This is a genomic window from Halomonas sp. (genome assembly GCF_041689495.1).
In the GTDB taxonomy this organism is placed as follows: Bacteria; Pseudomonadota; Gammaproteobacteria; order Pseudomonadales; family Halomonadaceae; genus Halomonas.
Genome location: NZ_JBDNGD010000491.1, coordinates 1 through 6,004 on the forward strand (window position 1 = coordinate 1; position 6,004 = coordinate 6,004).

7 protein-coding genes are annotated in these 6,004 nt (G+C 59.0%); all 7 read right to left on the reverse strand.

The genetic code is table 11. The features are described from left to right. A partial coding sequence (locus ACESMD_RS14720) for a winged helix-turn-helix domain-containing protein (protein WP_372614445.1) occupies positions 1–663 on the reverse strand: 663 nt, incomplete at its 3' end. Between the two features lie 96 nt (positions 664–759). After that, positions 760–2,010, reverse strand: coding sequence for a hypothetical protein (locus tag ACESMD_RS14725; RefSeq protein WP_372614447.1), 1,251 nt, complete (start codon positions 2,008–2,010; stop codon positions 760–762). Next, on the reverse strand, positions 2,007–2,174 hold the full coding sequence (locus ACESMD_RS14730; protein WP_372614449.1) for a hypothetical protein: 168 nt from the start codon (positions 2,172–2,174) through the stop codon (positions 2,007–2,009). Before ACESMD_RS14730 ends, ACESMD_RS14725 begins: the two co-directional genes overlap by 4 nt. Further along, positions 2,171–3,661, reverse strand: a complete 1,491-nt coding sequence (locus tag ACESMD_RS14735) for a hypothetical protein (protein WP_372614451.1) — start codon at positions 3,659–3,661, stop codon at positions 2,171–2,173. The genes ACESMD_RS14730 and ACESMD_RS14735 overlap by 4 nt, the downstream gene beginning before the upstream one ends. A 76-nt stretch (positions 3,662–3,737) precedes the next feature. Further along, complete coding sequence (locus ACESMD_RS14740) at positions 3,738–4,028, reverse strand: hypothetical protein (RefSeq protein ID WP_372614453.1); 291 nt, start codon at positions 4,026–4,028, stop codon at positions 3,738–3,740. A 4-nt stretch (positions 4,029–4,032) separates the two neighbouring features. Continuing rightward, positions 4,033–4,482, reverse strand: coding sequence for a hypothetical protein (locus tag ACESMD_RS14745; RefSeq protein ID WP_372614455.1), 450 nt, complete (start codon positions 4,480–4,482; stop codon positions 4,033–4,035). After that, on the reverse strand, positions 4,482–5,606 hold the full coding sequence (locus ACESMD_RS14750) for a hypothetical protein (RefSeq protein ID WP_372614457.1): 1,125 nt from the start codon (positions 5,604–5,606) through the stop codon (positions 4,482–4,484). The genes ACESMD_RS14745 and ACESMD_RS14750 overlap by 1 nt, the downstream gene beginning before the upstream one ends. Positions 5,607–6,004 lie beyond the last annotated feature (398 nt).

Here is a 6,004-nt window from a genome sequence, read left to right on the forward strand (position 1 = left end):
CACCTGAACGCTCGGGAACTCACGTGCTGCTCGGTCGATGAACTCCGAGTACAGGTCCACGTAGAGCGCGATTTGCTCGATGAGAGTGAGGCAGGATTCCCACGGCTGGTCGTCGTGGATGCCTTCGCCGTGGATTCCGTCGCCGCCGAGAAGGATGTGTGCCGTATCGAACGTGACTCCGGCATCTTCCTGCCGTTCCTTCAGGTTGAACACGCGCTCAGAGACCGTGCGAACACGCTCTGCTGCGATGTCGTCGTTGTAGACCACAGTGCCTCTCTCGTCTTCGTAGAACGCGCCGAGGTGGTCGTCCGACCGATGGATAACCATGTCTTGATTCGAGTCGCGGCGCTGCATGCCGCCCTCTGCGACCACTGCGCGGCCCGTCAGGTCGTCGGCAAGCCACTCTTGCAGGACGTGCAGCATCTCCTTCTTCGCCTTCGTGTGGGCTGCCTTCGAGGACGTGGGCGCTGGTCGTTCTCGTTCGAGTGCAGCGCGGGTTTCCTCACTGCGATAGAAGGCTTTCTCGCCATCCTTCGTCGTTTCACCCAGCGGGATGCCGGCGTTACGAATCGCCGAGATGTGGTCGCGAGCGGTGGACGTGGAGATGTTCAGTATCTCCGCGAGTTCTTTGTAGGTTGTCTGTTCATCGAGCAGCGTCAGCACGTTCTGCTCGGATTGTCGGAGGGTCGCGTGTGGGTCCATTGTAGAGCTGTGTTCCTAACTCTCGGGAACACGATGAGGGAGAGGGCGGGGGCCGTTTCAGTTGTGCAGTTGGATGTCGTCGTTGCGGGTGTAGACCCCGCACTCCGACCCCAGACAGAACCGTGACGCTTTGCCACGGGTGGGATTTCCGTCGTAGTCGTAGCCTCCTGCGATACTCTCGCAGTTAAACGAGCGGAACTGTCGCCCGATAAGGTCTTCCAACATCTGCTGCGTTGTCGCTTCGTCGTAGCCGGGAATGACTTCGAAGAACTCGTGCATCACATCGATGGGTACCGCCTTCTCGATGAAGTGGCCCATGATTGAGAGTTCCATCATGCGTGATTCTTGCCCGTAGTTGTAGGCATCATCACGCTCTCGGAACGCCCGGATGCACGGCTTGTTCCCCATGATGAGTGGGTCGAGTAGGTCTTCGAGTTCAAGCGCTTCGTTCGCGTTTTCTTTGTAGCGCCTCACTGCGTTTGGGTCGTAGTTTGATGAGCGCGTTGCGCTGGTCGTCGCAGCTTTCGCAGCGCGTATCTTCTGTACGACTTCTTTGCCGGCGCGGTCGTTCTCGGTGCGTTGTAGCGCCGGCCTCATCGGACGGAAGCTCGCCGTGAGGTCGAGATACCCATCGACGTTCAACTCCGCGAGTTCTTCCATCGTCAGCGGTACGCAACAACGGTCTACGTCGTCGTAGGCCGCGCCGTGATGCCGTGTGTTTGGATGCCGGGCCAACCTCGCGAGGTCGGACCCGTCAACGTCCATCCACGGCATGATGTCTACGCCGCCCGCAAGATAGTTCAGCCACTCTACGAGTTCCGTGCCGTAGGCTTTCAGGCCGTTCTTGAACTGCTGGAACTCACCCTGCTCGGGATGAATGGCTGGGAAATCGAAGTAGAGGTGAACGCCTTTGTGCCCGGAGAGTGCCGCCCGGAAGTATTTCGCCGCGCCCTTCTCGATGAGGGCGCTAGCAATCATTCGAGTTCGAGCGAGCAGTGCGCTCATATCGCGCTTCCAATCGGCGAACTCAGTGTTCCCCGAGTTCGGGTCGTAGTTCTTCCCGGTCACGTCGAAGTCGATGAAGATACAGTCCACGCTTGGAACGTTACCATCCATCGGGTGACCCCACGGGAAGGAGTAGACTGAGTAGTAGCCGGGGTTAGAGCCTTCAGAAGCTTCTTTCAGGCCAGCAACGAACGATGCGCGGTCATTCCTCTGAGCTTGAATTAGCTCGTCATCGGAGCCGCGGCGAGGGAAGTCCGGCGCGTATGTCTTCGACACCGCCCAGAGTTCCTTCTGCCAGTTCATTGCTGCTCTTCGTTGAGGCGCTTTTGCTTGTGCACTTTCAGGCGCTCGTCGGAGTGCTCGCTGTAGTGTGCAGTGCAACCTGCATGGTCACACACCGGGCAGAAGCGATTCTCCAGTGCGTACTCGGGTTCGAGAGTCAGGTTACAGCACGGACACTGACTCATGCGAAGTCGCTCAACCCTCCGTTGCCATCGTCGGTGTCGTCATCCGATGAGTCGCCCCCACCGAACGGGTTCGTGTCGTCCAGTAACTCCTGTTCTTCCTCGGCGCGTTCTTGCTCCTTCTGCTGGAGTTCGTTTGCGGTCTGCTCGGTGAGGTTGATGGTCTCGCCCGTGAACGGGTGGGTCACCAGCAGTCCTTCGCCTTGGCAGTACCGGCTGATGTACTGCTCTGCGATTTTCGGCGGCAGGGCTTCGCGTGCTGTCTGCTTCGTGTCTTCGACCACCTGCGCCCAGTCCAAGTCCACGTAGCGCCGTGCTTTCTGCGCGAACGGCGTGGCGTTGTACGTGACGTGAGAAGAATCCGTGTCCTTTCGCACGTAGCCTTTGTACTGCATATTGTCGAGCGAAGAGCGAACGTCGGGCGTCGTGATGTTGAAGCCCTTCGCCCGCATCTCCATCTGAAGCTCGTCCGCCGACATCGCCACGTCGGGGTTCTGCCGCAGGATGGAGAGTAGCTCGAAGTCCTTATCGCGCAGGTTCAGCGCCGACAGCACCATCTTCTCGCCGAAGATTCGCATCGCCATCCATGCGTCGGCAGGAGTCACGAGCATGGTGACCACGCCCCTCGCTGCATCGCCGAGCAGCTTGTTCGGCACTTCCAGCCGGTCGTCGTGGTGGAATAGCGCCACGGCTTCCATGAAGTCCATCAGTCGGGGGAAGTCCCGGCGGGCTTCGGTGAAGTGCTGTGGTAGTGGGTTCTGGTTGTCGATAGCGACAGCCACGGGGTTCAGCATCCCACCGCTGCCATCATCGCCGTAGGTACTCATCGGGATGGAGCCGACGTACTCACGGATTTCTTCGGTTCGCTCTGGTGTTACCTTCCGTCTCACCAGCCCGGATTCCATCTCCGCTTGTCGCGTGTTCACGTCTTCGGTGAGTTCTTGGGAGTCGTCAATGGGCAGCAGTAGCGCCCGATTGCGAACCTCCGGGTAGTCGTTCATGTCCACCGATTCGTTGTCTTCTGCGAGGAACAACACCATGCAGTTCGGTGGCTTGAGCGTCTGGGAACGCGACACACGCTCCTGCCCTATCACTTCAGTCCACGAGTGGGTGATTTCGTTGCCCTCACCGTGCGCCTTCCACATGTCTTCGAGGAACTGCTTATCACGGATGCTCGAAACGTCCATGTGGATGTGGACTGGCTTTGCGTTCACGTTCTCGTGGTCGGTGAACAGTTGGGTCTTCGAGAGACTGGTCGAAATCGGGTACGTCCAGTCGGACTCGTCTGCCGTTTCTCCCCCGCCGGGAAGACAGTACGCAGCAGCGTTGACCACTGCGTTCTTCCCGCCAGAGGACAGACCCGTCATGAGGACGAAGCCACCGTTGATGAAGGAGAGGAACATCGTGAGATGTGTGTCCTCTTCACCTTCGAGGCCCCAGTCATAACGCATCTGCGATACTTCGTGTAGTGTTGGTTTGTCGTTTGTCATGTGAAGTCGGAATCGCGTACTGCGCTGTGGTTACCCCCGTAACTGTGTGCGCAAAAACGCGAGCGAGTTAGTGAGCCTACTCGCCGAAGGCTTCTTTCCGCACGTGCTGTTCGTAGCGCCGTGCGATGTTCGCTTCGCAGGCATCGCGTGCCATCTCGCCAAGCTCGTTGATGACCGCGACTTTCGTCTCGATGTCCAGCCCGGAAAGGTCGGCGCTCAACGACACGTTATCGTCAATCGGCTCGAACTGCTCAAGCTGGATTTTCTTGCCGGCAGCGACTTCGACTGTGTCCAGCGCGTCCAGTGCGCCTTCGTCGTAGTCGTCGGCATCGAACTCCACACCGAGGTTCACCGTGTCTTTGCCCATTGGCTTACTCGCCATTCAGCCGGTCATCAATCGCATCGATGACCGTGACACGGTTCTCGCCGCCCTCTTCACTGACTCGCAGCCCACGAAGCTCGCCATCGCTCATGTCCCGCTCGGCCAGTTCAGCGCGAACCTCTTTCACGGTGAACTCCGCCGGGTCGATGGGCGGTGGGACCATCGCGGCGTCATCTTCTTCCTCGCCGTCTTCGGTCACCGACTCAGCGACCGTCTGGTCCCCGTCGTCATCGGCTTCCTGCTCGCCTTCGAGGTTCGGGTTAAGCACGTCTACGCTGTCGGGAACCGGCGACCCGTAGAGTTGCTTGATGATTTTCCCGTTGGGGTACCGCTCGTAGGTACGGTCAACCGCCTCCTGTGCGGAGAGCGCGTTGCCCCGAGTCCGGTACTCGGTCTCCGTGTTATCCTCCTTTCGAACGAGGAAGGAATACTCGGGCATTACGCTCGCTCCTCCACGAGCTTCGCGCCAAGCTCCCAGTCCACGTCGTCCGGGTTCTCTACCTCGTCTTCGCCGAAGCTGCGAAGCTCGTCCGGCTCAACCGTGCCGTCAGTCTTCGCGAAGTAGTCGAGCAGCGATTCGAGTTCATCGGGGAACTCGCCCTCGACGCTGCCGGTCTCGTCGTCGCCCTCGTCGTCCGTGTCGGCAGCCTCATCGGCTTCCGACTCGTCCGTGGGGGAATCATCGTCCGACGTGTCGGCGTCGTCAGCAGGGGCCTCCTCGGCCTCCTGTGCGTCGTCGTCGCCCTCGCCATCGAGGTTGTCGATGGTGATACGCTCGCCCGTCTTCGAGTCCAGCAGGATGGGCGTGGTGTACGTCACCTCTTCGCCGTTGAAGTCCTGCGTTTCCTCGATGATGAACAGCTCCATCTCACGTCCGGCGATGCCGGCACGCAGTTCGGGGTCCATCGTGGTGAGCCAGCCGTGGCTCTCTGTGACCGCGACCTCGTTGCCGTCTTCGTTCTCCGTCTTCTCGATGATGTTGTTACCCTGCTCGGTGAGGAGCTTCGCGAGCGTGCGAACCCACGACTTGTTCGAGAGCAACATCGAGACTTCGCCAACAACGATGGTTGGCTCGTCCGTGCTTTCCACGTCGATGTCTTCGTTCATCGCGATGTCTTCGGTCGCTTCCAGCACGACCCCGACGGGCGTGTAGAAGTAGTCGTCGCTACCGAAGGTTTCGGAGAACCCGAGAACGCGTGGGTGTTCGAGGATGTCCTGTGCAGACATCTCGTTTTCGTCTTCTTCTGCCTGCTCGTACACCTTCCCGGTGTCCGGGTCCACGTTGAAGAACTTGCCGGGACTGAAGACCTTCCACGTGTTCGCTTTGTCGTCGCGCTGGAACACGATGCCGTCCAGCACTTCCACGTCATCGAAGCCGATGACGAACTTGTCACCGTACTGCGAGTCGAACGCGTTGACCCGCTTGCCGTTGACGCGAATCGCGCTGTACTTCTGGAGCTTCAGCGTGATGTCATCGAAGTCTTTGCTGTTGCCGCTGCCAGTGCCACTGCCGCTGTAACCGCTGTATCGCTGTGTCATTGTTGGGTGGTTGTGTTGCTCCATCGTTCGATAGGCGCTCCCCGCTGCTGGGGATTGCCTACTCTAACACTCTATGGGTGACACCTTAATCCCTTCGGTAGAAATCGAGGTGACACGTTCGAGTGGTCTGCGGGTGGAGTAGGCCGCAGAAGCCGACTCGGGGATTCGAACCCCGATGGGTGCCAGTGTCGGTTACGGGTGGAGGGTAAACGCGTCAGCAGGAATACGTTCTCTAAACACGAGGGTAGTAACTCGATGAGCCCGGTGTTCAGTACCGTTCTCTAAACACGAGGTGTAGTACCGTTCTCTAACCACGAGGGTAGTAACTCGATGAGCCCGGTGTTCAGTACCGTTCTCTAACCACGAGGTGTAGTACCGTTCTCTAACCACGAGGGTAGTAACTCGATGAGCCCGGTGTTCAG

Excerpts from the sequence above, each read along its gene's own strand:
- ACESMD_RS14740 (WP_372614453.1), bottom strand. The coding sequence starts at position 4,028 with ATGGGCAAAGACACGGTGAACCTCGGTGTGGAGTTCGATGCCGACGAC.
- ACESMD_RS14735 (WP_372614451.1), bottom strand. The coding sequence starts at position 3,661 with ATGACAAACGACAAACCAACACTACACGAAGTATCGCAGATGCGTTAT.
- ACESMD_RS14730 (WP_372614449.1), bottom strand. The coding sequence starts at position 2,174 with ATGAGTCAGTGTCCGTGCTGTAACCTGACTCTCGAACCCGAGTACGCA.
- ACESMD_RS14745 (WP_372614455.1), bottom strand. The coding sequence starts at position 4,482 with ATGCCCGAGTATTCCTTCCTCGTTCGAAAGGAGGATAACACGGAGACC.
- ACESMD_RS14750 (WP_372614457.1), bottom strand. The coding sequence starts at position 5,606 with ATGGAGCAACACAACCACCCAACAATGACACAGCGATACAGCGGTTAC.
- ACESMD_RS14725 (WP_372614447.1), bottom strand. The coding sequence starts at position 2,010 with ATGAACTGGCAGAAGGAACTCTGGGCGGTGTCGAAGACATACGCGCCG.